The 26,576-nt window shown below is 65.5% G+C and carries 23 protein-coding genes; 13 read left to right on the forward strand and 10 right to left on the reverse strand.

What is annotated here, in order from left to right; translation table 11 throughout:
- Positions 1-3 precede the first annotated feature (3 nt).
- Complete coding sequence (acnA, locus tag RB2654_RS05375; protein ID WP_040884437.1) at positions 4-2,754, forward strand: aconitate hydratase AcnA; 2,751 nt, start codon at positions 4-6, stop codon at positions 2,752-2,754.
- A 61-nt stretch (positions 2,755-2,815) separates the two neighbouring features.
- On the opposite strand, the gene RB2654_RS05380 is transcribed toward acnA, so the two are convergent.
- From RB2654_RS05380 to RB2654_RS05395, 4 genes are all read right to left on the reverse strand, one after another.
- Positions 2,816-3,775 (reverse strand): DUF3179 domain-containing protein, encoded by a 960-nt coding sequence (locus tag RB2654_RS05380; protein WP_008329324.1) that lies wholly within the window; start codon positions 3,773-3,775, stop codon positions 2,816-2,818.
- A 31-nt stretch (positions 3,776-3,806) separates the two neighbouring features.
- Positions 3,807-4,502 (reverse strand): hypothetical protein, encoded by a 696-nt coding sequence (locus RB2654_RS05385; RefSeq protein ID WP_008329325.1) that lies wholly within the window; start codon positions 4,500-4,502, stop codon positions 3,807-3,809.
- Between the two features lie 275 nt (positions 4,503-4,777).
- A complete protein-coding gene (locus RB2654_RS05390) occupies positions 4,778-5,404 on the reverse strand; it encodes a peptidylprolyl isomerase (RefSeq protein WP_008329327.1) in 627 nt (208 codons plus the stop codon).
- On the reverse strand, positions 5,397-5,900 hold the full coding sequence (locus tag RB2654_RS05395) for a peptidylprolyl isomerase (protein WP_008329333.1): 504 nt from the start codon (positions 5,898-5,900) through the stop codon (positions 5,397-5,399). The genes RB2654_RS05390 and RB2654_RS05395 overlap by 8 nt, the downstream gene beginning before the upstream one ends.
- Positions 5,901-6,048: 148 nt before the next feature.
- Between RB2654_RS05395 and RB2654_RS05400 the strand changes: the two genes are divergently transcribed.
- From RB2654_RS05400 to RB2654_RS05415, 4 genes are all read left to right on the forward strand, one after another.
- Positions 6,049-7,242, forward strand: a complete 1,194-nt coding sequence (locus RB2654_RS05400; RefSeq protein ID WP_008329334.1) for a phosphoglycerate kinase — start codon at positions 6,049-6,051, stop codon at positions 7,240-7,242.
- A gap of 3 nt (positions 7,243-7,245) precedes the next feature.
- Complete coding sequence (locus RB2654_RS05405; RefSeq protein WP_008329335.1) at positions 7,246-8,013, forward strand: SDR family NAD(P)-dependent oxidoreductase; 768 nt, start codon at positions 7,246-7,248, stop codon at positions 8,011-8,013.
- 95 nt (positions 8,014-8,108) lie between these two features.
- The gene (locus RB2654_RS05410) at positions 8,109-8,999 is read left to right on the forward strand and encodes a fructose bisphosphate aldolase (RefSeq protein WP_008329336.1); all 891 of its coding nucleotides are present in this window, start codon (positions 8,109-8,111) and stop codon (positions 8,997-8,999) included.
- A gap of 115 nt (positions 9,000-9,114) precedes the next feature.
- Complete coding sequence (locus tag RB2654_RS05415) at positions 9,115-9,552, forward strand: DUF4399 domain-containing protein (protein ID WP_008329338.1); 438 nt, start codon at positions 9,115-9,117, stop codon at positions 9,550-9,552.
- Between the two features lie 24 nt (positions 9,553-9,576).
- Here the strand turns inward: RB2654_RS05415 and RB2654_RS05420 are convergent, their stop codons facing one another.
- On the reverse strand, positions 9,577-11,190 hold the full coding sequence (locus tag RB2654_RS05420) for an acyl-CoA dehydrogenase family protein (protein ID WP_008329339.1): 1,614 nt from the start codon (positions 11,188-11,190) through the stop codon (positions 9,577-9,579).
- A 223-nt stretch (positions 11,191-11,413) separates the two neighbouring features.
- On the opposite strand from RB2654_RS05420, the gene RB2654_RS05425 reads away from it, so the two are divergent.
- From RB2654_RS05425 to RB2654_RS05445, 5 genes are all read left to right on the forward strand, one after another.
- The gene (locus RB2654_RS05425) at positions 11,414-11,680 is read left to right on the forward strand and encodes an FtsB family cell division protein (RefSeq protein ID WP_008329341.1); all 267 of its coding nucleotides are present in this window, start codon (positions 11,414-11,416) and stop codon (positions 11,678-11,680) included.
- A 274-nt stretch (positions 11,681-11,954) separates the two neighbouring features.
- Complete coding sequence (pdhA, locus tag RB2654_RS05430; protein WP_008329342.1) at positions 11,955-12,944, forward strand: pyruvate dehydrogenase (acetyl-transferring) E1 component subunit alpha; 990 nt, start codon at positions 11,955-11,957, stop codon at positions 12,942-12,944.
- Positions 12,945-12,968: 24 nt separating this feature from the next.
- The gene (locus RB2654_RS05435) at positions 12,969-14,372 is read left to right on the forward strand and encodes a pyruvate dehydrogenase complex E1 component subunit beta (protein ID WP_008329343.1); all 1,404 of its coding nucleotides are present in this window, start codon (positions 12,969-12,971) and stop codon (positions 14,370-14,372) included.
- 12 nt (positions 14,373-14,384) lie between these two features.
- Entirely contained in the window at positions 14,385-15,716 is a 1,332-nt protein-coding gene (locus RB2654_RS05440) for a pyruvate dehydrogenase complex dihydrolipoamide acetyltransferase (protein WP_040884441.1), read from the forward strand.
- A gap of 104 nt (positions 15,717-15,820) precedes the next feature.
- Positions 15,821-16,138: a hypothetical protein gene (locus RB2654_RS05445; RefSeq protein ID WP_008329351.1), complete on the forward strand. Its 318-nt coding sequence runs from the start codon at positions 15,821-15,823 to the stop codon at positions 16,136-16,138.
- A gap of 773 nt (positions 16,139-16,911) precedes the next feature.
- On the opposite strand, the gene cysE is transcribed toward RB2654_RS05445, so the two are convergent.
- On the reverse strand, positions 16,912-17,727 hold the full coding sequence (cysE, locus tag RB2654_RS05450) for a serine O-acetyltransferase (RefSeq protein WP_040885469.1): 816 nt from the start codon (positions 17,725-17,727) through the stop codon (positions 16,912-16,914).
- An 87-nt stretch (positions 17,728-17,814) separates the two neighbouring features.
- Here cysE and RB2654_RS05455 point away from each other — a divergent pair, with 87 nt between their 5' ends.
- The 3 genes from RB2654_RS05455 to RB2654_RS05465 all read left to right on the forward strand — a co-directional run bounded on the left by RB2654_RS05455 (position 17,815) and on the right by RB2654_RS05465 (position 20,697).
- Positions 17,815-18,156 (forward strand): TraR/DksA family transcriptional regulator, encoded by a 342-nt coding sequence (locus tag RB2654_RS05455; RefSeq protein WP_040885470.1) that lies wholly within the window; start codon positions 17,815-17,817, stop codon positions 18,154-18,156.
- A 299-nt stretch (positions 18,157-18,455) separates the two neighbouring features.
- Positions 18,456-19,700 carry a cytochrome P450 gene (locus RB2654_RS05460; RefSeq protein WP_008329362.1) on the forward strand — a complete coding sequence of 415 codons (1,245 nt, stop codon included), beginning with the start codon at positions 18,456-18,458 and terminating at the stop codon, positions 19,698-19,700.
- Positions 19,693-20,697 carry a lysophospholipid acyltransferase family protein gene (locus RB2654_RS05465; RefSeq protein ID WP_008329364.1) on the forward strand — a complete coding sequence of 335 codons (1,005 nt, stop codon included), beginning with the start codon at positions 19,693-19,695 and terminating at the stop codon, positions 20,695-20,697. Before RB2654_RS05460 ends, RB2654_RS05465 begins: the two co-directional genes overlap by 8 nt.
- Positions 20,698-20,703: 6 nt before the next feature.
- Here RB2654_RS05465 and RB2654_RS05470 read toward each other — a convergent pair whose 3' ends face one another.
- Genes RB2654_RS05470 through RB2654_RS05485 form a run of 4 tightly spaced genes read right to left on the reverse strand, consistent with a single transcriptional unit; the run spans position 20,704 to position 26,575 of the window.
- Complete coding sequence (locus tag RB2654_RS05470) at positions 20,704-24,633, reverse strand: baseplate multidomain protein megatron (RefSeq protein WP_008329366.1); 3,930 nt, start codon at positions 24,631-24,633, stop codon at positions 20,704-20,706.
- Positions 24,634-24,636: 3 nt separating this feature from the next.
- Positions 24,637-25,059: an NlpC/P60 family protein gene (locus RB2654_RS05475; protein ID WP_008329368.1), complete on the reverse strand. Its 423-nt coding sequence runs from the start codon at positions 25,057-25,059 to the stop codon at positions 24,637-24,639.
- A complete protein-coding gene (locus tag RB2654_RS05480; RefSeq protein WP_008329370.1) occupies positions 25,056-25,943 on the reverse strand; it encodes a phage/gene transfer agent baseplate hub protein in 888 nt (295 codons plus the stop codon). Before RB2654_RS05480 ends, RB2654_RS05475 begins: the two co-directional genes overlap by 4 nt.
- Positions 25,943-26,575: a DUF2460 domain-containing protein gene (locus RB2654_RS05485; protein WP_008329371.1), complete on the reverse strand. Its 633-nt coding sequence runs from the start codon at positions 26,573-26,575 to the stop codon at positions 25,943-25,945. Before RB2654_RS05485 ends, RB2654_RS05480 begins: the two co-directional genes overlap by 1 nt.
- Position 26,576 lies beyond the last annotated feature (1 nt).

A 26,576-nucleotide genomic window follows, 5' to 3' on the forward strand; every position in this document is an offset into this window, starting at 1 on the left:
GACATGCCCATCGAAGTCGGCAAAGACACATCCAAAACGCGCAAGACACTGTCGGCGGGCGGATCGACCGTCGCCTATTATTCCATTCCCGCTGCCGAAGAGGCCGGGCTTGGCACGTTTTCCAAACTCCCCGCCTCGCTCAAGGTGGTTCTGGAAAACATGCTCCGCTTCGAAGACGGCGGGCGCACGGTGTCGACCGACGACATCAAGGCCTTCTCGGAATGGGCCGACAAGGGCGGGCAGAACCCCCGCGAGATCGCATACCGACCGGCCCGTGTGCTGATGCAGGATTTCACCGGCGTCCCGGCGGTCGTGGACCTCGCCGCCATGCGCGACGGGATCAAGGCGCTTGGGGGGGATGCGGAAAAGATCAACCCGCTGGTGCCCGTCGACCTCGTCATCGACCACTCGGTGATGATCGACGAATTCGGCAACCCGCGCGCCTTCCAGATGAACGTGGACCGTGAATACGAGCGGAACATGGAGCGGTATCAGTTCCTCAAATGGGGTCAGACCGCGTTCGAGAATTTCCGCGTGGTCCCGCCGGGCACCGGCATCTGCCATCAGGTGAACCTCGAATACCTCGCCCAGACGGTCTGGACCGACAAGGACCAGAACGGCGAAGAGGTCGCCTACCCGGATACGCTTGTCGGCACCGACAGCCACACCACCATGATCAACGGCGTCGCCGTGCTCGGCTGGGGCGTCGGCGGGATCGAGGCCGAGGCGGCCATGCTGGGCCAACCGATCTCGATGCTCATCCCCGAAGTCGTGGGTTTCAAACTCACCGGCGCGATGGTCGAGGGCACGACCGGCACCGACCTGGTGCTCAAAGTCGTGGAAATGCTGCGCAAGCACGGCGTCGTGGGCAAGTTCGTCGAATTCTACGGCGACGGGCTCGACAACCTGCCGCTGGCACAGCGCGCGACCATCGCCAACATGGCCCCCGAATACGGCGCGACCTGCGGCTTCTTCCCCATCGACGGCGAAACCCTGCGCTATCTGGAACAGACCGGGCGCGACAAGGACCGGATCGAACTGGTCGAGGCCTATGCCAAGGAGAACGGGTTGTGGCGCGATGCGGATTACGATCCGGTCTATACCTCGACCCTGCATCTGGACATGGGCGACATCGTTCCGGCGATCTCCGGCCCGAAACGCCCGCAGGATTACGTGGCGCTGGATCAGGCCGCCGGTGCCTTCGACAACGTCGTTGCGGATTACCGGGGCGTGGATATGTCGGACGACGCGCAGGACATGGCCGCCGAAGGCCCCATCGCGACCAAGCCCGCCGTCTATGCCAAGTCGGGCAAGGTCGAGGGCGAGGACTATGAACTCAAGGACGGCAGCGTGGTGATCGCCTCGATCACCTCCTGCACCAACACGTCCAACCCCTATGTGATGATCGGCGCGGGCCTGGTCGCACGCAAGGCCAACGAACTGGGCCTGAACCGCAAACCGTGGGTCAAGACCTCGCTCGCCCCCGGGTCGCAGGTCGTGACCGAGTATCTCGAGGCTGCCGGACTTCAGGACGACCTCGACGCCATCGGCTTCGACCTCGTCGGTTACGGCTGCACCACCTGCATTGGCAACTCCGGCCCGCTCCAGCCCGAGATCTCCAAGTCGATCGCGGACAACGACCTGATCGCCGTCTCGGTGCTGTCGGGCAACCGCAACTTCGAGGGTCGGATCAGCCCGGACGTGCGCGCCAATTACCTCGCCTCACCGCCGCTCGTGGTGGCCTATGCGCTGGCCGGCGACATGAACATCGACATGGCCAACGACCCAATCGCGCAGACGCCGGACGGCAAGGACGTTTACCTCAAGGATCTGTGGCCCAGCGACGCCGAGATCGCCGAACTGGTCGAAAAGGTCGTCACCCGCGAGGCGTTTCAGGAGAAATACGCCGACGTCTTCAAGGGCGACGAGAAATGGCAGGCGGTCGAGGTGTCGGGCGGCGAAACCTATGACTGGCCGCCGCAGTCCACCTATATCCAGAACCCGCCCTATTTCCAAGGCATGTCCAAAGACCCCGGCACCATCGCCGACATCAAGGACGCCCGTGTTCTGGCGCTTCTGGGCGACATGATCACGACCGACCACATCTCGCCCGCCGGGTCGTTCAAGGCGGAGTCGCCCGCCGGCAAGTATTTGACCGAACGGCAGGTCGCGCCGCGTGACTTCAACAGCTACGGCTCGCGCCGGGGCAACCACGAGGTCATGATGCGCGGCACCTTCGCCAACATCCGCATCAAGAACGAGATGCTGGATGGCGTCGAAGGCGGCTACACCAAGGGCCCGGACGGCGAACAGACGTCAATCTACGACGCGTCGATGGCCTATCAGGAGGACGGCACGCCCCTTGTCGTCGTCGGTGGCATCGAATACGGCGCAGGCTCGTCGCGCGACTGGGCGGCGAAGGGCACGAACCTGTTGGGCGTGAAGGCGGTGATCGCGGAAAGCTTCGAGCGCATCCACCGCTCGAACCTCGTCGGTATGGGCGTCGTACCGTTCGAGTTCACCGGGGGCGACACGCGCAAGACGCTGAACCTGACCGGGGAAGAGACCTTCACCATCACCGGGTTGTCGGAGGATCTGAAGCCTCTTGCGGTGCTGCCCTGCACGATCACCTACCCGGACGGCACCACCAAGGACATCGAGCTGAAATGCCGGATCGATACCGAGGTCGAGATCGATTACGTGGCCAACGGCGGCGTGCTGCACTACGTGCTGCGCAACCTCGCCAAGAGCTGACAACCGCCTGAATTGACTGGAAAGCCCCGGGTTCGCGCCCGGGGCTTTTTCGCGTCTGGGGCTATTCGCCCAGCATCCAGTCCCCGTCCGGGTAAAAGGCGTGGAAGGCGAAGGCGAACATCAGATCGTGGGGCAGATCGTCGCCCGCCGCATTGCGCACCCGGATCGCTCCGACCGGCGCGGCCTCGCCCATCACCGCGGCACCGAGCGCCGAGGCCTGCTCATGCTCCCACGTCAGGATCACCCCGGCTTCGGTGATCGTGCCCGCCTCGGCCAGCCGCGACATCGGCCAGGCCCGCTCGCCGACCCGCACCACGCGGGCGAGCGCCGGGATGTCATGCGGCGGCATCTCGCCCGTGAAGAACGGATAGGGTCGCGCCCGGTCGTCGTAGCCCGCATAGGGGTTCTGGCCATAGGGGCGGCGATGTTCCGGTTCGGCCATGACCAGCCCGTCCGGGTTGCGCGCGGCGAACACCGACCAAGCCTCCATCCACGACGGCAGGGGCGTCAGGTCGTCGCCCGCATAGTCGCCGACGATCCCCTGACCCAGCGCCTGCTGCCACCAGCTTTCGGTTTCGCGGTCATACATAATCATATCGCTGTTTCTGAGCTTGCCCGACACGCCGAAGGTCAGCACGCGGCCATCATGCCGCCGGTCGAAGGTCAGCGCCGAATTGCACAGCGGGCAAAAGGTCACCGCGACCGGCACGTCGCCCACGGTATCGTTCACGATCTCATGCCAGATGAGGTAACGGATCGGATAGGCACGCGGGGTTTCCCCGTCGAGTTCCAGCGCGATGATCGGCTCCCGCTCCGGCAAGGATGCGTCCGCCACGCCGATCATGTCGGGGTCGCTCAGGGCCGGGATACCGTCGCGCGGCGGCCCGCCCGACAGCACTTCGGTCCAGCTTTCGATGGTGCGGTTCGAGAAGTCGGTGAGCGGAAATTCGTTTTTCCAGAACTTCGGGTCGGCAAGCGCCAGACCGGGAAGGACGATCAGGAACAGGATCAGGCGTGTCATGGGGTCAGCATGGCATCGCGGGGGGCACCTGTCACGCGGCGGCGTAGGTCTCGTCGCTCATCGGGACGAGGTCGATGTCCTCGGCGCCGATCCCCGCATCGCCGTCGAGTTCCGCCACCGCCGCGTCGTCCAACGCGATGGTCGTCTGGTCGAAGTCCGGGTCGTAAGTCACTGAAACCAAGGGCTCCACCGGCTCCCCCGTCTCGGGGTCGAAGGTCGGCAGGTATTCGATACGGACCATTTCGGCCTGCGGATCGAAGTCGTCCCAATGCGGCATGTCGGCCTCGGGATCGGTCAGGTCGTAGACCGCGATCGGTGCGGTCATCCTTGCCTCCTCGGCCGCTTCGTAAAGCGAATCCTCCGCCGTCGCGATCACGTCGCCGAAGATGTTGTCGTCATCGAACCCCGTGTCGTCGGCGTGCGCGAGATCGGACTCGGCAACCTGCTCCGAGGCTTCGGTCTGGGCCAACTCGGTGTCCCCGGAGTCATCGTCTCGCCCGGAGACGAGGTTTTCGTGTTCTTCGTCGAGGAAGAAGGCGAGTGTCGATTGGTATTCGTTCTGGATCGGGTTGACCTGTTCGGCCTCGGCCTTGTGTGTGTCGGCCTCGCCCGGCGTCGCCCCGTCCTCGGATTTGCCTCCGAAAAGGCCGCTGAAATCCACAAGCCCCGAGACGCCCACCACGACGGCGGCGCCCAACCCGTAGAAAATCACATCACTCAACTGCATCGATCCGTCCTTTGTGGCGGTTTCCGACACAATTCACGCGGATCGGGGGGTTTTTATGATCTTTTGAGGGTATTTCGAGGCAATTTCACCAAAACGCACGAAAACGCTTTGTTTACCGGGTATGGATTACCATAGTGCCTGTCGACCTGGGGAGGCACACATGATTTCGACGCTCAAACGATACCGGACTCCGGCCTTGGAATGGCTATTGTTCCTCGGCTTCATTCTGATGCTGGCCGGGGCGTGACGGCCCGCGCAGGGGCGGGCCACCACGATCATTTCACGACATCCACGTTGGTCATGACGTCCGGCTGACCGATGACGGCGCCGTTCGGCCCTTCGCCGCGCTTGATGTCCATGACCACGTCCATGCCTTCGATCACCCGTCCGACGACGGTGTATTCGCCGTCGAGGAACGGGGCTTCGTCGAACATGATGAAGAACTGGCTGTTGCCGCTGTCAGGGTTCGACGACCGCGCCATGCCGACGACACCGCGCACGAACGGCTCGTTCGAGAATTCGGCGGGCAGATCGGGGTAATCCGATCCGCCGATGCCCGCGCGGCTCATGTCACCGCCTTCGAGGCCAAAGGCCACGTCGCCGGTCTGCGCCATGAAGCCGTCGATGACGCGGTGAAAGACCACGCCGTCATAGGCCCCCTCGTCGGCCAGACGGGTGATCCGCTCGGCGTGCTGCGGGGCGAGGTTGTCGAACAGTTCGATCAGCACCTTCCCGTTCGCTTCGCCTGCGACTGTGATCTCGATCTGCGGACCGCCGGCCTGACCGGGCGCATCGTTCACGACCGCCGGGTCCGACCCCGGCACAGTCGCGAAGTAATACCAGACGACCAGCCCGACCCCTGCCAGAAACAGGAGCCAGGCGACCAACGTGGCCTTACGCATCGGCGGCGACCTTGACGGAAATCATCTTGTCCGGGTTCGCAGGCGGCTCGCCCCGCGTTATCGCATCGACATGCTCCATGCCTTCGATGACCTGACCGTAGACCGTGTATTGCCCGTTCAGGAAATCGTTGTCCTTGAAGTTGATGAAGAACTGGCTGTTCGCGCTGTTCGGGTTCTGGGTGCGGGCCGCACCGATGGAGCCACGCGCGTGCGGGATTTTCGAGAACTCGGCCGGCAGGTCCGGCAGGTCCGAACCGCCCGTGCCCGCGCGGCGGACGTTGCCGCCATCGGCCTGACCGTGCTCGACATCGCCGGTCTGCGCCATGAAGCCTTCGATCACGCGGTGGAACACGACGCCGTCGTATTTCCCGGCCCGCGCCAGCTCCTTCATCCGCTCGACATGCTTGGGGGCCACGTCGGGCAGCAGTTCGATCACGACGGTCCCATCCTTCAGTTCCATGAGGATGGTGTTCTCGGGGTCCTTGATATCGGCCATCTGGCGCTCCTTTGACTGTTTGGCGGGGAAACTAGGCGCCGCCCCCCGCCCCCGCAAGAGCGGAAATCCCGGGCGGGCCAGCGGCAAATCGCCATTGAATTCCCGAACACGAGCGTGTTTGTGGAGTTGAGGCACGAAGGAGAGACCGATGAGCTGGAAGACACTCGACGACATGGACCTTGACGGCAAGACCGTGCTGGTCCGCGTGGACATCAACGTGCCGCTCGACGATCAGGGCAACGTCACCGACGCGACCCGGATCGAACGTATCGTGCCGACCGTGAAGGACATTCTCGACAAGGGCGGCAAGCCGGTGCTCATGGCCCATTTCGGGCGGCCCAAGGGCAAGGTGGTGCCCGAGATGTCGCTGAAGCCGCTGGTTCCCGCGCTCGCCGCCGCCTTCGACGCCCCGGTGAAATTCGCGGACAACTGCATCGGCGGACCCGCCAAGATCGCCGTGTCGAAGCTGGAGCCGGGCGAAGTCCTGCTGCTTGAAAACACGCGCTTCCACCCGGAAGAAACCGACAACGAAGCCTCGTTCGCCGCCGCACTGGCCGCGCTTGGCGAGGTCTATGTCAACGACGCCTTCTCGGCCTCGCACCGCGCCCATGCCTCGACCGAGGGCGTGGCCCGGATCATGACGAACTGCGCCGGACGGCTGATGGAAGCCGAACTGAAGGCGCTCGAAGCCGCACTGTCGAACCCGGTCCGCCCGGTGGTCGCGGTGGTCGGCGGCGCCAAGGTGTCGACCAAGCTGGAACTGCTCGGCAACCTCGTGGAAAAGGTCGACAACCTCGTGATCGGCGGCGGCATGGCGAACACCTTCCTTGCCGCTCAGGGCATCGACGTGGGCAAATCGCTGTGCGAGCACGACATGGCCGACACGGCGCGCGAGATCATGGAAAAGGCCGACGACGCGGGGTGCAAGATCATCCTGCCGACGGATGTGGTCGTGGCCCGCGAATTCAAGGCGGGGGCCGAGAACGAAACCGTCGCGGCCGACGCCTGCCCGTCCGACGCCATGATCCTCGACGCCGGTCCCGACACGGTCGACACCATCGCAAAGGCGTTCGAGAACGCCTCGACCCTGATCTGGAACGGCCCGCTCGGCGCGTTCGAGATCGAGCCGTTCGACGCCGCTACCAACGCCGCCGCGCAGAAAGCGGGCGCGTTGTCGAAAGAGGGTCGCCTGACCTCGGTCGCGGGCGGTGGCGACACGGTGGCCGCGCTGAACAAGGCGGGCGTGGCCGATGATTTCACCTATATCTCCACCGCTGGCGGGGCCTTCCTCGAATGGATGGAGGGCAAGACCCTGCCCGGCGTCGCCGCGCTCGAGGGCTGAACGGTGGGCTGGGCGCTCATCACCGGCGCGTCCTCGGGCCTTGGCCTCGAGTTCGCCAAGCTCGCCGCCGCCGATGGCTGGAACCTCGTGATTTCGGCCCGTCGCGAAGACGAGTTGCGCGCGCTCGCCGACACCCTTCCGACCGAAGTGGTGGTGGTGACAGCCGATCTGGCCGAACCCGGCGCCGCCGACCGGCTCTGGCAGGCCGCGAACGACGGGCGTTCCATCGACCTCCTGGTGAACAACGCGGGCTTCGGCGTGCATGGGCGTTTCGCCACCTGCGGCGACGATCGCGAACGCGGATCGGTGACCGTGAACATGGTCGCCGTCACCGAGCTGATGCAGAACGCCCTCAAACAGTTCCGCGCGTCGGGTACGAAAGGCAAGGTTCTGAACGTCGCCTCGCTCGCCGGCTACATGCCCTCGCCCAACATGGCGATCTATCACGCGACGAAATCCTACGTCCTGACCCTGTCCGAAGCGGTGCACTACGAATGCAAACGCGACGGCATCACCGTCACCGCGCTCTGCCCCGGCCCGTCCAAGACCAACTTCTTCGGCGCGGCGGGCATCGACAGCGCGTGGCTCACCAGTTTCCTGCCGATGCTCGCACCCGACGTGATCGCCCGCGCCGGCTGGCGCGCCCTCAAGGCCGGGAAACGGGTCGAGGTGCCCGGCTTCGTCACCAAGCTCGTCGTGTTGTCGGCCAAGATCACGCCCCGCGGTCTTCTGGCCCGCATGAACGGTTTTTTCTGGTCCGGTCGCGGCTGACCCGCCCAATCGCGATGCGTTAGCGCGACCAGAATTGCGCAGCGCCGCGCGACACCTTACCAAGTGGCGGACACGCGACCACGGAGGGAATTGAGATGTCGGATTCGAAACAACGCGAGCAGATGACAAGCGGCAAGGGCTTCATCGCCGCGCTCGACCAATCCGGCGGTTCGACCCCCAAGGCGCTGCGCCTCTACGGCGTCGATGAAAGCGCCTATTCGTCCGAGGACGAGATGTTCGACCTGATCCACGGGATGCGCGCCCGGATCGCACAGGCCCCGGCTTTCACGGGTGAAAAGGTGATCGGCGCGATCCTGTTCGAGATGACGATGGACCGCGAGATCGGCGGCAAGCCCTCGGCCCGGTTCCTGTGGGAAGAGCGCGGCGTGGTCCCGTTCCTGAAGGTGGACAAAGGGCTCGGGGCCGAGGCGAACGGCGTGCAGCTCATGAAACCAATGCCGGACCTCGACGCGCTGCTCGACCGTGCGGTCGCCGCCGGGATTTTCGGCACCAAGATGCGCTCGGTCGTCTCGGCAGCCAACCGCGAAGGGATCGCGGACATCGTCGATCAGCAGTTCGAGGTGGGCAAACAGATCCTCGCCAAGGGTCTGGTCCCGATCCTCGAACCCGAGGTGACCATATCCATCGACGACAAGGCCGAGGCCGAAGACATCCTGCTCGAAGAGATCACCAAACACTTGGACGCACTGGACGAGGGGCAGGAGATCATGCTGAAACTCTCGCTTCCGACCAAGGCGAACCAGTATGCCAGCCTCATCGCCCACCCCCGCGTGATCCGCGTCGTGGCGCTGTCGGGCGGCTACGCGCGCGACGAGGCGAACGCGCTCCTCGCCAAGAACGAGGGCATGATCGCCAGCTTCTCGCGCGCCTTGACCGAGGGGCTTTCGGCCCAGCAATCCGACGACGAATTCAACGCGACCATCGCCGAGGCCATCGACGGCATCTATCGGGCCTCGATCACCTGATCGCCGCCCCCACGTCTGAAACCGGCCGTCCGACCGGGCGGCCCGTTCTCGTTTGGCGGCGGCCCGCTTCATGTTACCCTTCCATCACAACACCTGGACATTTTGGGAGGAAACCATGTTCACAAGATCCATTGCCGCAGCCATCGCCCTCGGATTTGCCATCGCCAGCCCCGCCGCCGCCCAGATGATGGCGCCCGAGGGGGCCGGGGTCTATTTCGTCAACCTGTCGGACGGCGACACCGTGTCGTCCCCGGTCAAGGTCGTCTTCGGCCTGTCCGGCATGGGCGTGGCCCCGGCGGGCACCGAAAAGGAAAACACCGGCCACCACCACATCCTGATCGACCGCCCACCGCTGGGGGAAGGCGAAGAGGGCGAATTGACCTATGGCCTGCCCGCCGACGACAACCACAAGCACTTCGGCGGCGGCCAGACCGAAACCATGCTGGAACTCGCCCCGGGCGAACACACGCTGCAACTCGTGCTGGGCGACATGAACCACGTGCCGTTCGATCCGCCGGTCGCCTCGGACGTCATCACGATCACCGTGGAATAAAGCCGGGCGCGCGGGTCTGCCCGGTCAGATCCGCGCGATCAAGGCGGCCGTGTCCAGACCGCTGACCGCGCCCGGCACCATGCCGCGCGCGCCGTCCACCTTGGTCGCGATCCAGCCGTCGGAAACCGCCGCGTTTCCGGCCCGCAGAAGAACCGAGGCGGCCAGCAGCACCGCAAGCCGTTCGGCAAACCACCGCGCCTCGCCCTCCTCCGGCAACGCAGGCCAGCGGTCGAAATGCGCCGCGAGCGCCGCGTCATAGCGACGGTCCGCGCCGGTCGCGGCCTCCAATTCGGCCCGCAACGCCGCACCCGCCATCGGCTCGCGCGCCAGCGTGCGGAGAATGTCGAGGCAGATCACGTTCCCCGACCCTTCCCAGATCGAGTTGAGCGGCGCTTCGCGATACAGCATCGGCATCGGCGTCTCTTCGACGTATCCCATTCCGCCAAGGCACTCCATCGCCTCGAGGATCACCGGACCGCACCGCTTGTTCGACAGGAACTTGGCCAGCGCCACGGAAATCCGCGCGAAGGCCCGATCCTCGGGCGCGTCACCGTCAAAAGCCCGTGCCGCCCGCATCCCGAGCGCCAGCGCCCCTTCCCACTCCAGCGCCAGATCGGCCAGAACCGACCGCATCAGCGGCTGGTCGATCAGCCGCTTCTGAAACGCGGACCGGCCCTCGACCCAGTGTTTCGCCTCGACCAGCGCCGCCCGCATCAGCCCGGCGGGCGCCATGGCGGTGTCGAGCCGGGTGTGATGCACCATCTCGATGATCGTCGCGACCCCGCGCCCGTCCTCGCCCAGCTTGTGCGCCAGCGCGCCGTGATACTCGATCTCGGACGAAGCATTGGCCCGGTTGCCCAGCTTGTCTTTCAACCGCTGGATCTGGATCGGGTTGCGCCCCTCGTCGGTCCAGCGTGGAACGAGGAAACAGGTGAGCCCCGCTTCGGTATAGGCCAGCGTCAGGAACCCGTCCGACATCGGCGCCGAACAGAACCACTTGTGCCCGGTAAGCCGCCACATCCCCCCCGCCGGTTCCGCCCGCGTGGTATTCGCCCGCACGTCCGAGCCGCCCTGCTTCTCGGTCATGGCCATGCCCATCGTGGCCGCGCGTTTCCGACCCACGGGCGCGATTGACGGGTCGTATTCGGTCCCGGTCAGCTTCGGCGCCCAGACCGCCTCCAGCGCCGGATCGGCGGCAAGCGCGGGCACGGCGGCATAGGTCATGGTCAAAGGGCAGCAAATCCCCGGCTCGACCTGACTGAGCATATAGACCATCGCGGCATGGGTCGCGTGCCCACCGGGCGCCCCGTCCCAAGCAAGGGCGGCATATCCGGCGGCCATGCCCGCCTGCATGACCTCGTGATACCCCGGATGAAAATGCACCTCGTCCAGCCGTCGCCCCGCCCGGTCGAAGAGCTTCAACTCCGGCGGGTTCGCCCGCGCCGCCTCGCCCGCCGCACGCAGGGCCTCGGTCCCGAAAGATGCCCCGGCCGTGGCGGCCGCATCTACGCGCCCGCCTGCCGCCAAGACGTGATCGCGCAGCGTGGCATCCGACGCCCAAAGGTCGCGCGCCGCCGGTGCGCCCGGCTGGTTCTCGACCTCATGGGTGGCGAGCGTGCTTCGTGGCTCCACCGTCATCGCAAGTCCTCCTCGCCCCCAGCCTAGCGCCCAGCCCCCGCACAGGAAAAGCCATCCCGTCGCGGCATCCGCCGAAAATCGCCCAACCGAATCATTGGGGATTCACAGAGCGAATCACCTGTGTCATAAAGAGTTACAGCGCCCGGCAGAGGCGCATGAGGCAGACGTTCATACCGAGGGGTTTCCCTTGCGCGGTCCACGCAGACAATCCGGCTTCGGCGGCGTGCTCTACCTTCTGGGGCTGATTTCCGCTGGCACCTATTTCACCTTCGCGTCCGTGCAGGGGGATTACGGGCTGTTCCGTCGCGTGCGTATCGACGCCGAGGCGCAGACGCTCGCGCAAGAGCGCGACCGCCTCGCCGCCGAAATCGCGACGCTCGAAAACAAGACCCGCCGCATCTCGGACGATTTCCTCGATCTCGACCTGCTCGACCAGCAGGCCCGCGACGTTCTGGGCCTCGTGCGCGCGGACGAGGTCGTGCTGCGCTAACACCTTCTTCGTTTCAGGAAACCTCGGGGTGGACGTGTTTGCCTGCAAACGCGTCCGAAGGGGCAGCGCCCCTTTCCGCTTGGCCGCGCCCTGCGCGGACAAGTTTGACATGCGCGGCGCAAGCCGCACGATTTGACAACCTCCACGACGCCTCCATACTCGTGCGCATCGACGATGTGACGCACCGTCAAATCGATACTCGCAATCGTCGCCAGAATGGTTTATTAGATAGTTTAACGCTAAACTATCTTTAGGACCGCGGAGGATAACGCCCATGGCGACCGCCAAAAGCGCCAAGAAATCAAACACATCCAAGGAAGAATTGCTCGAGCACTACCGCGAGATGCTGCTCATCCGCCGATTCGAAGAAAAGGCAGGCCAGCTTTACGGCATGGGTCTGATCGGGGGCTTCTGCCACCTCTACATCGGGCAGGAAGCCGTGGTCGTCGGGCTCGAAGCCGCCGCGGAAGAGGGCGACAAGCGCGTCACCTCCTACCGCGATCACGGTCACATGCTGGCCTGCGGGATGGACCCCAAGGGCGTCATGGCCGAGCTGACGGGCCGCGAAGGCGGCTATTCCAAGGGCAAGGGCGGGTCGATGCATATGTTCTCGACCGAAAAGCATTTCTACGGCGGCCACGGCATCGTCGGCGCGCAGGTGCCGATCGGCGCGGGCCTCGCCTTCGCCGACAAATACCTCGGCAACGACCGCGTGACCTTCACCTATTTCGGCGATGGCGCCGCCAACCAGGGCCAGGTCGCAGAGACCTATAACATGGCCGAACTCTGGGACCTTCCGGTGATCTTCGTCATCGAGAACAACCAGTATGCCATGGGCACTTCGATGAAGCGCGCGACCAAGTCGCCGTCGCTGTGGGAACGCGGCGCGGCCTACGGGATCGAAGGCGAAGAGGTCGACGGGATGGACGTGCTCGCGGTCAAGGCCGCCGGGGAAAAGGCCATCGCGCACTGCCGCGCGGGCAAGGGCCCCTACATCCTCGAGATGAAGACCTACCGCTACCGTGGCCACTCCATGTCGGACCCGGCGAAATACCGGACCCGCGAAGAGGTTCAGAAAATGCGCGACGAGAAGGACCCGATCGAACACGTCCGCGACCTGCTGATCCAGGGCAAGCACGCCTCGGAAGACGACCTCAAAGCGGTCGACAAAGAGATCAAACAGATCGTCAACGACGCGGCCGACTTCGCCCGCGAAAGCCCGGAACCGGCGCTCGACGAGCTCTGGACCGACATTTACGCATAAGACCGAGGGACGGAGACAAAAGACATGGCAACCGAAATTCTCATGCCGGCCCTCAGCCCCACGATGGAAGAGGGCACGCTGGCGAAATGGCTCGTCAAGGAAGGCGACGAAGTCAAATCCGGCGACATTCTGGCCGAGATCGAAACCGACAAGGCGACGATGGAATTCGAAGCGGTGGACGAAGGCACCGTGGGCAAGATCCTGATCGAAGCCGGGACTGAAGGCGTGAAGGTGAACACCCCCATCGCCGTGCTGGTGGAAGACGGCGAAAGCGCCGACGACATCGACACCGGATCGAACAAGACCGCCGCCGAGGCGGATGCGCCGTCCCCCTCCGGCGACGCGCTCGACGACACCGACACCGCCAAACCGATGTCGACCCAGCCCGGCGCATCCGTGCCCGAGCCTGAGCCGGTCGAAGACCCCGAAGTGCCCGAAGGCACCACCTTCAAGACCCAGACGGTCCGCGAAGCCCTGCGCGACGCGATGGCCGAGGAAATGCGCGCCGACGAGGCCGTATTCGTCATGGGCGAGGAAGTGGCCGAGTATCAGGGCGCCTACAAGGTGACCCAAGGCCTTCTGGACGAATTCGGCGAGCGCCGCGTGATCGACACCCCGATCACCGAGCATGGCTTCGCCGGTCTCGCCACCGGGGCCGCGATGGGCACCTTGCGCCCGATCGTCGAATTCATGACCTTCAACTTCGCGATGCAGGCCATCGACCACATCCTCAACACCGCCGCCAAGACGCGCTACATGTCCGGTGGCCAGATGAGCGTGCCGGTCGTGTTCCGTGGCCCCAACGGCGCCGCCGCCCGCGTGGCCGCCCAGCACAGCCAGGACTATGCGGCATGGTATGCCCAGATCCCCGGCCTGCACGTGGCGATGCCCTACTCCGCCGCCGACGCCAAGGGCCTGCTCAAGACCGCGATCCGGGGCGACACGCCGGTCGTCTTCCTTGAGAATGAGTTGCTCTACGGGCAGTCGTTCGAGGTGCCGGACCTGGATGACTACGCCATCCCCTTCGGCAAGGCCCGGATCTGGCAGAAGGGCGACGACGTGACCATCGTGTCCTTCGGGATCGGCATGAAATACGCGCTCGAAGCCGCCGAGGTTCTGGCGGGCGAAGGCATTTCCGCCGAAGTCATCGACCTGCGCACCCTGCGCCCGATGGACACCAAGACCGTCATCGAAAGCGTCAAGAAAACGAACCGCTGCGTGACCGTCGAAGAGGGCTGGCCCACACCGTCGATCGGCAGCTACCTGTCGGCGACGATCATGAAGGAAGCCTTCGACTACCTCGACGCCCCGGTTCTGAACATGACCGGCAAGGACGTGCCCATGCCCTATGCCGCCAACCTCGAAAAACTGGCGCTGGTCACCACCGACGAGGTGGTCGAGGCGGTCAAGTCGGTCTGCTACAAGTAAGGAGAGAGCGCGATGCCTACGGAAATCCTGATGCCCGCCCTCTCGCCCACGATGGAAGAGGGCACGCTGGCCAAATGGCTGGTGAAAGAGGGCGACGCCGTTTCGTCCGGTGACCTGCTGGCCGAGATCGAAACCGACAAGGCGACGATGGAATTCGAAGCCGTCGACGAAGGCGTGATCGGCAAGATCCTCGTCGAAGCGGGCAGCGAGGGCGTGAAGGTCAACACGCCCATCGCCGTTTTGTTGGAAGAGGGCGAAAGCGCCGACGACATCGGTGAGGCCTCATCCGGGGCCCCGGCCCCGTCTTCGGACAAGGCCGACGCGGCGCCGAAAGCGACCGAGGAGGCCAAGGCGGACTCCCCGGCCCCGAAATCCACCGGACCGATCCCCGCACCCAAAGACGACAAGGGCGGGCGCATCTTCGCCTCGCCGCTTGCCCGCCGGATCGCCAAGGACAAGGGGCTCGACCTCGCTCAGATCAAGGGCTCTGGCCCCAAGGGTCGGATCGTCAAGGCCGACGTGCTGGACGCCAAGCCCTCGGCCGCCCCGGCCAAGGACGACGCCAAGCCCGCGGCAGCCCCGGCTGGTGGCGGCGGCGGAGCGATGCCTGCGGGACCGTCCACCGATGCCGTGCTCAAGATGTACGAAGGGCGCGAGTTCGAAGAGGTCAAGCTGGACGGGATGCGCAAGACCATCGCCGCGCGGCTGACCGAAGCCAAGCAGACGATCCCGCACTTCTACCTGCGCCGCGACATCAAGCTGGACGCGCTGATGAAATTCCGTTCGCAGCTCAACAAGCAGCTCGAAGCGCGCGGCGTGAAGCTGTCGGTCAACGACTTCATCATCAAGGCCTCGGCGCTGGCGCTTCAGGCCGTGCCGGATGCCAATGCCGTCTGGGCCGGTGACCGGGTGCTGAAGCTGAAGCCCTCCGACGTGGCCGTCGCCGTCGCCATCGAGGGCGGGCTGTTCACGCCGGTTCTGAAGGACGCGGACATGAAGTCGCTCTCGGCCCTCTCCGCCGAGATGAAAGACCTCGCCGCCCGCGCCCGCGACCGCAAGCTTGCGCCGCATGAATATCAGGGCGGCAGCTTCGCGATCTCGAACCTCGGGATGTTCGGCATCGACAACTTCGACGCGGTCATCAACCCGCCCCACGGCGGGATCCTCGCGGTCGGGTCCGGGGTGAAGAAGCCCATCGTGAACGCCGAAGGCGAGATCGAGGTGGCCACGATCATGTCGGTGACCCTCAGCGTCGATCACCGGGTGATCGACGGGGCGCTGGGTGCCCAGCTTCTGGAGCAGATCGTCCAGAACCTCGAGAACCCGATGATGATGCTGGCCTGATCGGGCCATCTAGCCGGAATTGGGGCCGCGCGGGCGACTGCGCGGCCTTTTTCATTGAGCGGGGCCGCCCGCACCGGCAGGATCGCAGGCAGGAGGAACCTGTCATGTGGTCACTTGTCGGAGTATTCTTCGCAGCCGCCTTCGCCGTGAACGCGATCCCGCATTTCGTGGCGGGCGTTCAGGGGCGCGCGTTCCCCTCGCCTTTTGCGTCGCCGCCCGGCGTGGGCATGTCCGCCCCGCCCGTGAATGTCCTGTGGGGGGCGGCGAATGCGCTGGCCGCATGGGCGCTCTTCTGTCCCGTGGCGGGCTTCGACCCGGCGCGCACCGGACATCTGATCGCGGGCGCCGCCGGTGGCCTTGTCATGGCGCTCTTCCTCTCGCGCCATTTCGGTCGGGTGATGAAACAGGCCGGGCGGGACTGACCCAAAAAGAAAGGAGCGCGGGACTGCCATCCCAGCGCTCCATTTTCCTTGATCGGTGCTGCCCGGTTCAGGCCGCGATGGCAACAGCATAAAGAGCCGCGAAACCGAGTACTGTGGCGATCCACAAACGAAGCATGGTGTTGTCCCCTGTCCTTTTCGTTGTGGCCACACTTTTAGACAAAATGATCCGCGTGTCATTGACACAGATCACGGGTGCGCGAGGTTTCGCCTATGAGACTCGACGACTCGTCTGTCGCCGCGTCTCGCGCGGCGCGGCGTTCCGGCTGGTTATCGGAAAATCACGAAGACTCAATCGCTTGCCGGACCCTACGCAGGCGGAGGGGCAAGGCCGGTCTGCCGGTCGAACGCGAACAGTCGCGCCTTCACCTGCTCCGTCCACTCACGACCCATGGTCCGCTGTCCGGGCACAGCGATCGCCGTTCTCGGTGACGTTCCTCTGTCTGCCCCGAACAGCCCCCCGGATACAGAAAGACCCGCGCATCGGCCTGCGCGGGTCTTTCCATTTAAGTCAGGTTTCGTCCGATCAGATGATGATCGCCAGCGCACCGCTGGCTGCGATCCAACCGATGGTGATGAGGGCAAAGGGCTTCATGACTTGGTCTCCCAGGGTTTCGAATGCCCGATCCTGCCGGGCTGTCCCTGAAGAAACGGTAAACGCAGCGCGAAAGTTCCCGCCCGATCCGACTATATGTTGTAAAAATGAAAGCGGCCTCCACAAAGGAGGCCGCATCCGGTCAACTTTTCGGTCGCAGTCACTCTGCGCCGCGGGTGCCCAGAAGCTGGTTCATCGACACCGACGGGTGGTCGCAACCCGCCGTGCCCACCACCTTGGCCGGCACGCCCGCCACGGTGGTCGCGGGCGGCACGTCGGCCAGCACCACGGACCCGGCCGCGATGCGCGAGCAGCAGCCGACCTTGATGTTGCCCAGAACCTTGGCCCCGGCCCCGATCAGAACCTCGTCCGCGATCTTGGGGTGCCGGTCCTCTTCCTCTTTCCCGGTGCCGCCCAGCGTGACCGAGTGCAGCATCGACACGTTGTCGCCCACCACCGCCGTCTCGCCGATGACGATGGAATGGGCGTGGTCGATCATGATGCCCTTGCCCATCCGGGCGGCCGGGTGAATGTCGATCCCGTAGACCTCGGAACAGCGCATTTGCAGGAAATAGGCCAGATCGGTGCGCCCCTTGGCCCAAAGCCAATGGGCCAGACGATGCGCCTGCATCCCCTGAAAGCCCTTGTAGTAAAGGATGGGTTGCAACATCCGCAGCGTCGCCGGGTCGCGTTCCAGCACCGCGTTCAGGTCGGCGCGCGCCGCCTCGACCAGCGTCGGGTCGTCGTCATAGGCCTCGTTCGCGACTTCGCGCAGGACCATCATCGACATTTCGTTGGAACACAGCTTGGCCGCGATGCGGTAACTCAACGCCCGTTCCAGCGTCTTGTGGTGCAGGATACAGGCATGAACCAGCCCGCCCATGAGCGGCTCTTTCGCCACGGCCTCATGCGCTTCCGAGGTGATCCGGTCCCAGACTGGGTCGATCGCCCGGGGTTTCGTTCGCGTTTCGGCCATGCGGGCCTCCATCATGTTGCTGGCTCGTCTTACCCCAGATAGGCTCGCAATTCCAAACGCAAAGAGGTGATGCGAAGGTTCACCGAGATGGATGAGACCACCCTCGCCCGTTACCGCGACGCGCTGATCGCGGCGCTCGACGCGCTGGACGCCGAGGATCGGCTTGGCACGGACGGGCAAAAGACCGTGACGCTGGACCAGCAGTCCGTGGGCCGCCTCAGCCGGATGGACGCGCTTCAGGGTCAGGCGATGGCGCGGGCGACCGCCGCCCGCCGCGACGCACAGCGCAGCCGGATCGCCGCCGCATTCGCCCGGATGGAGGACGGCGAATATGGATACTGCACCGAATGTGGAGAGGAGATCGCGAAGGGCCGGCTCGATTTAGACCCTGCCGTGCCGACCTGTATTTCCTGCGCAACAGGCGGCTGAACACGACACGCCCCTTGGCCGGAACGCCGCGTGACGCTTGACCTTCCGGTCAGAAAAAAGGCACCTAGCGCCAAATTTGCCCGGGGGTTCCGAAACGCGGTCGCCACGTCCGCCCCTCAGCCCCGCCCACTCGGAAGGCTCGTCACATAAACGCGATTGTCGAACATATCGGCGCGGACCATCTGATCCCCGTCTACCCACGGCCCGCGCCCGCGCAGCCCCGCCCGTCCGAATTCATTCGTCTGGCCCGGCGTGACCTTCTGAGCCTGTGGTGGAACGAGGCCTACGACTACAAGATCATGCCGACCCGCATTTTCGGGCGTCAGGTCACGATCCTGAACAACCCCCATGCCATTCAGCATGTGATGGTGAAGAACCACGACAACTACGAGCGCAAGGCCCCGCAGCAACGCCGGGCGCTGGAGCAGCTTCTGGGCGACGGTCTGTTCATCTCCGATGGCGAGACGTGGCAGTTCCGGCGGCGCGAGGTCGCGGCGACCGTTCACCGCCGGAAGCTCGACATCTTCGCGCCCGTCATGGTCGACGCGACCGAGGAACTGGCGCAGCACTGGCACCAGATGGGCGACGGCGCACAGGTCGACGCGCTGGTGGAAATGGCCGATCTGACGGCTGAAATCATCGCGCGCGCCGTGTTCGGCAGCAAGCTGGGGCGCGACAAGACGCTCGAAGTGATCCAGGGCTTCACCGACTACCAGAAGGTCGTGAACCAGATCAACGTCGCCTATTTCCTTGGCGCGGACGACGGCTGGCCGCTGTTTCCCGGCCCCCGCCGCCGCGCCTCGATCGCGCGTGTGCACCGGGTGATCGACGAGTTGATCGCGCATCACCTGTCGGGTCGCGGCGACCCGAATTCCATGATCGCCATGCTGATGAAGTCGGTCGATCCGCGCACGGACAAGCCGATGACCCCGGTCGAACTGCGAAACGAGGCCGCGACGATCTTCATGGCCGGGCACGAAACCACGGCGGCCACCCTGACATGGGCCTGGTATCTGCTGTCGCGCGCCGAATGGGCCGAAGACCAGCTTCACCGCGAGTTGGACGAGGTTCTGGGCGGGCGCGCCCCGACGCTGGCCGACGTGCCCCGGCTGAAATACACCCGCGCCATCATCGACGAAACGCTACGGCTTTATCCCCCCGTCCCGATCCTCGGGCGGCAGGCGAAGGAAGCCGACATGATCGGCGAGTTCCCGATCGACGCCAAAAGCCTCGTCCTCGTGATCCCGTGGCTTCTGCATCGGCATGAGGAGTTCTGGGAGCGCCCGCATAATTTCGAGCCGGACCGGTTCCTCGACAAGCGGCCCAAGTTCCCCTTCGCCTATACGCCCTTCGCCGTCGGCCCGCGCGTCTGCGCCGGGACCGCCTTCGGTCAGGTCGAGGCGGTTCTGTGCCTCGCCACCCTCGCCCAGCAATTCCGGGTGCGTGTGCCCGAGGGTGCCGATGTCGTGCCCCAGTGCCGTCTGACCCTGCGTCCGCGCGGGGGACTGCCCGTGACCATCCATCCGCGCCGGGACCGTGGCTAAGCCGGTCAAGAAAGCCGCCCGCCGGTGGCGCCCGGAAACGCCGCCGACCTGGGAAGACTTCAAGGCAGGCGGCGGCAGACGCGCGCGTTGGCGGCGCTATTGGCTGCGCGACACACGGGACGGGATCGTCGACTACATCATGCACTACGGCCTGCGCCTCGCCCCGCTCGAACTGTGCTCGAGCGTCGGTGACGCGCTTGGGCGCACCGTCGGGATGCGCAACTACGAACTTCCCGTGAATCGGTTCCGGGCGGTTCTGTCCGCGATCCGCCCCGACTGGTCACCCGACGAGGTCGAAGCCAAGGTCAAGGACGGGTTCGGGAACTTCGGACGCCTGATGACCGAATTTTCCGTGCTCGACCGCATCTACCCGATGGGCCGCGTGACGGTTCACGGGCTGGACCATCTCGAAGCGGTCAAGGGAGGGCCCCTGATCCTGCTAGGCCTGCATCTGGGCAATTTCGAGGTTCTGGGCCCCACCCATATCGCTCACGGCGTGAACATCATGGGGGTCTATGAGCCGCCCGACAGCCGGTTTCGCCACGCGCTCGCCATCACCGCGCGCGAACGCTTCGGCGGCAAGGTGTTTCCGGCCGGTGTCGACGGAACCCGCCCGATGATGAAATGGCTGCGCGAAGGCAACGCGGTCCAGATTTTCGCGGACGAATTCATCCACGGCGGCGTGCGCGGCCCGTCGCTTGGACGTGGCGTCCGTTTCGACGGCAACATCGCCTTCGCGGTGCGCATGGCGCGCAAGACCGGGGCGCAGATCCTTCTGACCCATGCGAAACGGCTCAAGGGCTGCCGGTTCGAAGTGCATTACATCCCCGTCGAAAGCGTCCTGAGCGACGAAAGCCTCGAAGAGGCCGTGACCCGGATCGACCTTATCGCAAGCCGCCGGATCTTCGCGCTGCCCGAGCAATGGTACATGGGGCACGAGGTTCGCAATGCCGAGCCGATTGCCAAGGGGCGCCACCGCATCATCGGCGACGCCTGACCCCGATCATCCGCCCACCACGATCCGTGCCCCCGGCCCCGGCCCGAAGCTTTGCGACACCTGTGCGACCTCGATCTCGAAGGGGGCGGTCACGCTGTCCGCCGCCTGCATCGCGGCGGAATAGGTCCACGCGGCGCTCGTCACCACGACCTCGCGCTTCACCGATCCGCCGTCGATGACCCGTAAGACGTAGGATTCGCTTTCCTCGCCCAGCGGCACCTCGACCCCCTGCCAGCTATCGCCGTCGATCCGCGATCGCCGCACCCATGTGACCGCGTAGTCGCCGCCTGATGCCCGCGCGGAAACATGCGCGGGCGTATAGGGTCTGAGCCCCACGCCATAGGTGGTGACCACGCTGTGCTCATAGGTCTCGTCGTCGATGGTTTCCGACGCGGGTCCGATCCGGTAGTGCCGTTCCAGCCCGCGCGCCGACAGCGGCAAGTTGAGGGGCGTCACCGCGCTGTCGAGGAATACCACCGTCGATCCCACCGGCCATTCGGCGGGCATCGCCCAGTCGCTCCCGACCTGTCCGCGCAGGCGGCCCGACAGCTCGTACACGTCCTCTTCGACCAGCACCGCGTCCGAGAACTGGAACACCTCCCACCCGTCCGTGTCGCCGAAGCCGATCGCCGCGACGTTGGAACCGCTCAGGATACCGTCCAGACCCGCCGACGACACCGCGCCCTGCGGCAGCCGCACGCGCAGGGCCGGCCCCCGGTCGATCAGGCCGGGGCGTGCCCAGCGCAGCGTGCTTTCGGTGACACCGATCCGGGCCGGTGCGCGGATCACCTGATTGAGCGAATAGCCGTTCTCCGAAGCCGAGGAATACACCGCCACCGGCCCCGGCCACGGGTCCGACGCCACGGCAAGGCGCGGCAGATGCGGCGTCTCCTCCCCGGTCAGAAGCGGCAGGTCGAGGAACACGGGATAGACCGGCACGGCAGGTGTGAACTCCGCCAGCTCGATCTCGCTCTCGACTCCGTCCGAGGGGGTCAGCACGCCCGGTTCGACCCGCACCGCCTGAATCATCTGGACGCCCGCCTGCTCGACATGGTCGATGCGGAAATACCCGGTGCCGTCTGCGGTTTCCAATTCGACCACGTCGCCCGCCCGCCAGCTCAGGTCGGACGGGGCCAGCGCGAACCGCGCCCGGTCCCGCGCCACCCGCGCCTCGGCCAGCCACCGCTCGGTGATCCCCCGCGCCTCGGCTTGCGTCAGGATCATCGGCAGGTCCGAGGACGAGACGGAATGCGTCTCTTCGTCCGGAAAGATCGCTTCGACCGACCGCACCTCATAGGCGGACTCGGATTCCGTGTGATTGAGCCGCACCCGCCCCACCATCTCGGCCTCGGGCGCGCGCGAGAACTCCAGATCGCCCTCGATCTCGTCGGTCGCCACGAACCGCGCCGGGTCGAGCGTGCCGTCAGGCGTGCCCTTGCGCGTGAAGAACTCAAGCACCCCCTCGCGCTCCGCCGCCTCGAACCCGTAGGCCAGCATCAGCGGCTGAAGCGCCGTGCGCGCGTCTGTCACCTGATCGACCATGTAGCCGCGCACCAGACCATAGAGCCGCGAGACGTCGAAATGCGTGACGCCGGAGCGCGTGCAGATCTCGGACACGACCGAGGCGAGCGAGCGGTTGGAGTCCCGACCGTTCAGCCAATGGCCCCGCTCGTAATTCTCCCAATCCCCCCAGGCGGCCCGCTTTTTCGGGAACCACGGGAAAGGGCGCGCATCCCACGCCCAGACATGGGCGCGGTCCATGTCGATCATCTTGACGCCCGTCAGCTGGTGCACGGGGTTGTTCGCGGGGTTTTCCCAGAACTCGCGCACCGCCCGCAGATACTGCATCTGCATGAAATCGTCGCGGTGGCCGTTGGAATAACGCGGCAGCGAGCTTTCCGAGCTTTTCGGGTCCAGAAACTTGTTCGGCTGGTTCGTGCCCTTGTCGATGGCCGCGCAGCCGTATTCGGTGAACCAGATCGGTTTCGACCCCGCCACCCAGTCGGTCGACGCGGTTTGGCGCACGCCGCCGATGCGGTTGTGATGCTCGTTCTCCCACCAGCCCCGGATGTCCTTGTAGCGCCAGACCCACGGCTCATTGTGCGCCCCGTCGGTGATCGGGGTGCGAAGCTGGACCTCGCGCGCTTCCGGCGCGTGGTAATACCAGTCGTATCCCTCGCCGCCCATGACGTTCGATTTCAGGTAGTTAAGGTTGTAGATCGACCCCCAATGCGCGTCCGCGTGATCTTCGCCCTCGCGCCAGTCGGAGACGGGCATGTAGTTGTCGATGCCGATGAAGTCGATGTTCGGATCGGACCAGAGCGCGTCGAGGTGAAAGAACACGTCGCCCGACCCGTCCTGCGGGTGATAACCGAAGTATTCCGACCAGTCGGCGGCATAGCTGATCTTGACGCTCGGCCCAAGGATCAGGCGCACGTCGTTCGCCAGCGCCTGCAACTGCTCGACCACGGGGAAGCTGTTCCCCGCGCCCCGGATCTGGGTCAGCCCGCGCAGTTCCGACCCGATCAGGAACGCCTCGACCCCGCCCGCCTGCGCGCAGATCGTGGCGTAGTGCAGGATCATCCGGCGATAGGACCATTCATAGGGGCCGATGTAGGTCACCGTGCCCTCGACCGGGATGAAATGATGCGGCTGGGCGTTGCCGAAGAACGCCGCGACCTCAGCCTCGGCCGCCGCCGTCCCATCGGGCGACCCCGCCTGCCCCGGCGCCTTTGACGTGGTGATCCGCCCGCGCCACGGCAGGCGCGGCTGATCGCCCGCACCCGTCCAAGGGTCGGTCCGCCCGTTTCCGTCCATCTGCTCCATCAGGATGAAGGGATAAAACGTGACGGCCTTCCCTGCCTCTTTCAACCGCGTGATCGCCTGATAGACCGAGAAATCCGTGGGCGTGCCGCCATAGACCGCGCGGTCCGCCTCATAGGGCACCAGCGACGCCCCGTCCCGGTCCAGTCCCGACACCTGCCATGGCATCTTGACCCCGTCCCGGTCCTTCTGATCCACGCGCGGCGCGATCTCGCACTGGTCCGCACGCAGGTCCGTGCCGAACCATGAGTCGACCAGCGACACGGACTCGCAGTTGGGCAATTCCCCCTCGAGCATCCCAAGCGACGCCTCGAAATCCGGTTTGCCCAGCGGTGTGTGCTTGTTCGCGGGCGTCCGTTTTCCCGGCTCGCCGCCGAAATGCACCACATCCGTCGCCAGCGCATATTCCCCGCAACCGGGGATCATCGCGACCGCCTTGGTGCCGCGGGCAAGGTCCGGGGTCTCGCCGGGCTGTTCGGGGCGGAACACCTCGAAATTGAAGACCGGGATACGGTTGCCATATTGCGTGATGTCGAGGTTTTCGATCACCACATAGGCCGTGCCGCGAAACGCCGGTGTCTTGCCCGCGCCCAGCGCGGCTTCGAGCGTGGGATCGGGCATCTGCGCCTCGTCCCCCGGATAAACGCGCATCGTCAGGTGCTTGGGCTTCACCTCTTTTCCGTCCGCCCAGATCCGGCCGACATGGGTGATCTCGCCCTCGCAAAGCGCGATGGCGAGCGACACGGAGTAGGAATACTCGGTCACCGTCGGCCCCTTGGGGGCGAGGAAGCCTTTGCCCGACCCTTGCGCCTCGCCGTCCGTGATGGTCCGGTTCTCGCGCACCTTGCCCGACCAGATCACCTGACCGCCCGTACGGTAGCGGCCATAGACCTGACCCACGGGTGCGCCCTCGGAGACGCCGGTGATGCGCAGGCGGTCGACCTTGCCGGTTTCGACCGGCTCGGACCCGGTGCTCATCAAGCGGTTGTCGATCATGCGCCCGGCGATGGCGCCGACCGCGCGGCCGATCACGACCGAGGACAGGCCCAGAACCGAGCCGCCGATGGATGCGCCAAGACCCGCGCCGATGGCGGACAGAACGATGGTGGCCATATGCTACCCCCTTTCGGGAAAACGGAACGTGCCGACGATGCGGCGGCGCCATGGGGCGGAAAGCGAGCTTTCGACGACCCCGTGACCGGAATAGGCGTGGATGAAGGTCTCGGACGTCGCGAGCACGCCGAGGTGCTTCGCCACCCCCTTGTCCCGCATCCGAAACAACAAAACATCGCCGGGATCGGGGCGCTCGACGCGGGTCAGAAGCGCGGTGGCGGTTCGCATGAGCACCTCGTCACGCGACGGCTCGGACCAGTCGGGCGTGTAAGGCGGGATCGCCACCGGCTCCCCCCCATAAAGCGCGCGCCAAATGCCACGGATCAGGCCAAGACAATCGGTGCCAGCCCCCTTGCAGGAGGCTTGGTGACGATAGGGCGTGCCGATCCATGTCCGCGCCTCGGCCAGCGCATCGGACCGGATCACTTGCCGCCCCCGGTTTCGTCCACCGTGGTGCCCTGCACGGGCACCGACAGCAGCCGATCCTCGCCGGGGATATGGGGAAACCCGCGAAAGTTGACGATGTTGTCGAACCGCTCGCGGCAGGTCTGATGGCGCTTGTCACAGCCCGCCTCGATCCGAACGCGGTCGCCCACGCGCATCGGCGCACGCAGGGCCTGCCACAGTTCGACCACCCGGCCCCCGGCCCCGATCCCATCGTTCTTGATGACACCGACAAGACCCTTTGCGCCACCGTCCAGCACGGCAAAGCGCCCCTTCTCGAACCACCGCTCAGGCTGTTCGACCGCCCCGTCGAGGGTGAAACGCACATCGTCTTCGATGGCGACCACCGCCAGCTCCGCGGAAAACCCCGGCTGTTCCGTGTCGAAGCCACAGCGCCCGTCGCCCAGAACCGCCGAGCAGGCCGATTGATAGACCCGACCCTGCGGACGGTTCAGCGTTTCGGTCAGCCCCAGCAATTCGGCCCGGAACGCACCGCCGGAGCGCGTGATTTCGCCCAGCGTGCCGCGAAACTGCAAAAGCCGCTCCTCCGGGTTGGCCCAGTTCACCAGCCACGCCTCGACGCTGGCCCCGTCGAACCGGCCCGCGCGAATGTCGGCCTCGGTGACCGAGGCATCCGACAGCGCGCCCAGCGCCTCGGTGTTGTCGATGGCAAGCCCGGTGGTCTGCATGATCGCGTGCGCCGTCAGCCCGGTATCGGCCCGGTAAACAACGCCGCCGAACGCGACATCGGTGTCGTGATCGGTGAATCCACGCACCCAGCCATCCTTGCGCCTGAGCAGCCAGCAGCGCGCAAGCGTCGTCAGCCCGGATTGCAGGTGGTCCAGAAAGTCCTCGGTCAATGCCATCAGACCCGCACCTCCACCACTGGCACGTTCGGCACGTCGCCCGCCTGAAATGAGGCGACCGAGGTCTGGATGCGGTCGGTGTCGAACCGCACCGGCACGTCGAACTCGAACCCCGCCGTGATCTCGGCTCCGATGGGGGGCGGGTTCATGAACGTCACCACTCCCGTGGCCAGATCGACGGTGTAGTCGATGGTCTCGATCTTGGGGTCGCCGCCCAGACCCACCTTGACGCTGCCCGCCACCGGCTTGCGGATCGGTCGGGCATAGGTGTTGGTGCCGCTCTCATAGATCTTCACGACCTGAAACACCGTCGTCTCGCCGTCCCCCGTCCCGAGTCGCTGGTCGCGATACTCCGGGTCTTTCGACGGCAGGCTGGACTTGTAGTCGGACCAGTCTTTCCAGCGGAACCCGAACAGCTGCCCGCGCCGCGCCTCGAAGAACGCGATCAGCACCTCGATATCGTCGAGCGAGCGCATCCCCATCCCCGCGTCATAGCGGCGGCGGCTATGCGCCCATGGCGTGTTCCGCTCTTCGAACCCGTTGGCGAGCGTGACGACCTCGGTGCGCCGCTCCGGCCCGCCTACCGAGCCGAAGCTCAGGTTCGGGGGAAATCTGACCTCATGGAAACTCATG

The sequence above is a fragment of the Maritimibacter alkaliphilus HTCC2654 genome (assembly GCF_000152805.1).
Classification (GTDB): Bacteria; Pseudomonadota; Alphaproteobacteria; order Rhodobacterales; family Rhodobacteraceae; genus Maritimibacter; species Maritimibacter alkaliphilus.

Excerpts from the sequence above, each read along its gene's own strand:
- cysE (WP_040885469.1), bottom strand. The coding sequence starts at position 17,727 with ATGGCCGAAACGCGAACGAAACCCCGGGCGATCGACCCAGTCTGGGAC.
- RB2654_RS05435 (WP_008329343.1), top strand. The coding sequence starts at position 12,969 with ATGGCAACCGAAATTCTCATGCCGGCCCTCAGCCCCACGATGGAAGAG.
- RB2654_RS05440 (WP_040884441.1), top strand. The coding sequence starts at position 14,385 with ATGCCTACGGAAATCCTGATGCCCGCCCTCTCGCCCACGATGGAAGAG.
- RB2654_RS05460 (WP_008329362.1), top strand. The coding sequence starts at position 18,456 with ATGCCGACCCGCATTTTCGGGCGTCAGGTCACGATCCTGAACAACCCC.
- RB2654_RS05480 (WP_008329370.1), bottom strand. The coding sequence starts at position 25,943 with ATGGCATTGACCGAGGACTTTCTGGACCACCTGCAATCCGGGCTGACG.
- RB2654_RS05395 (WP_008329333.1), bottom strand. The coding sequence starts at position 5,900 with ATGGCCGATATCAAGGACCCCGAGAACACCATCCTCATGGAACTGAAG.
- RB2654_RS05400 (WP_008329334.1), top strand. The coding sequence starts at position 6,049 with ATGAGCTGGAAGACACTCGACGACATGGACCTTGACGGCAAGACCGTG.
- RB2654_RS05455 (WP_040885470.1), top strand. The coding sequence starts at position 17,815 with ATGGATGAGACCACCCTCGCCCGTTACCGCGACGCGCTGATCGCGGCG.
- RB2654_RS05420 (WP_008329339.1), bottom strand. The coding sequence starts at position 11,190 with ATGACGGTGGAGCCACGAAGCACGCTCGCCACCCATGAGGTCGAGAAC.
- RB2654_RS05385 (WP_008329325.1), bottom strand. The coding sequence starts at position 4,502 with ATGCAGTTGAGTGATGTGATTTTCTACGGGTTGGGCGCCGCCGTCGTG.
- RB2654_RS05470 (WP_008329366.1), bottom strand. The coding sequence starts at position 24,633 with ATGGCCACCATCGTTCTGTCCGCCATCGGCGCGGGTCTTGGCGCATCC.
- RB2654_RS05410 (WP_008329336.1), top strand. The coding sequence starts at position 8,109 with ATGTCGGATTCGAAACAACGCGAGCAGATGACAAGCGGCAAGGGCTTC.
- RB2654_RS05380 (WP_008329324.1), bottom strand. The coding sequence starts at position 3,775 with ATGACACGCCTGATCCTGTTCCTGATCGTCCTTCCCGGTCTGGCGCTT.
- acnA (WP_040884437.1), top strand. The coding sequence starts at position 4 with ATGCCCATCGAAGTCGGCAAAGACACATCCAAAACGCGCAAGACACTG.
- RB2654_RS05415 (WP_008329338.1), top strand. The coding sequence starts at position 9,115 with ATGTTCACAAGATCCATTGCCGCAGCCATCGCCCTCGGATTTGCCATC.
- RB2654_RS05445 (WP_008329351.1), top strand. The coding sequence starts at position 15,821 with ATGTGGTCACTTGTCGGAGTATTCTTCGCAGCCGCCTTCGCCGTGAAC.
- RB2654_RS05390 (WP_008329327.1), bottom strand. The coding sequence starts at position 5,404 with ATGCGTAAGGCCACGTTGGTCGCCTGGCTCCTGTTTCTGGCAGGGGTC.
- pdhA (WP_008329342.1), top strand. The coding sequence starts at position 11,955 with ATGGCGACCGCCAAAAGCGCCAAGAAATCAAACACATCCAAGGAAGAA.
- RB2654_RS05485 (WP_008329371.1), bottom strand. The coding sequence starts at position 26,575 with ATGAGTTTCCATGAGGTCAGATTTCCCCCGAACCTGAGCTTCGGCTCG.